Here is a 559-nt window from a genome sequence, read left to right as displayed (position 1 = left end):
CCGTACACCTGGAAAGGTAGATGTCGAAGGTGAAAAGACCTGGAACGATAACAACGACCAGGACGGAAAGAGACCTACAGAAATCAAGATTAACCTGATGAAGAAAGTAGGCGACGGACCTGTTGTAAAGAAGGAGACAAAGACAGTAACGGCAGCGGACGGCTGGAAGTGGTCATGGAAAGGACTACCGGAATATGAAGGCGGAAAGAAGATAACATACTCGATAACAGAAGAAGCTGTAGCTGACTATACAACACAAATAAACGGATATAACGTAACAAACAGCCGTACACCTGGAAAGGTAGATGTCGAAGGTGAAAAGACTTGGAACGATAACAACGACCAGGACGGAAAGAGACCTACAGAAATCAAGATTAACCTGATGAAGAAAGTAGGCGACGGACCTGTTGTAAAGAAGGAGACAAAGACAGTAACGGCAGCGGACGGCTGGAAGTGGTCATGGAAAGGACTACCGGAATATGAAGGCGGAAAGAAGATAACATACTCGATAACAGAAGAAGCTGTAGCTGACTATACAACACAAATAAACGGATATAAC

General features: G+C 44.5%; 1 protein-coding gene. It reads left to right on the top strand.

The window, feature by feature from the left end:
- The coding region (locus HMPREF0629_RS07595) for a Cna B-type domain-containing protein (protein WP_009222719.1) at positions 1–559 on the top strand (559 nt) is incomplete at both ends.

Source organism: Peptoniphilus sp. oral taxon 386 str. F0131 (assembly GCF_000090945.1).
GTDB classification, from domain to species: Bacteria; Bacillota; Clostridia; order Tissierellales; family Peptoniphilaceae; genus Anaerosphaera; species Anaerosphaera mikwangii.
The sequence above is the reverse complement of the archived record's forward strand: the minus strand, read 5'-3'. Positions and strand labels throughout refer to the sequence as shown.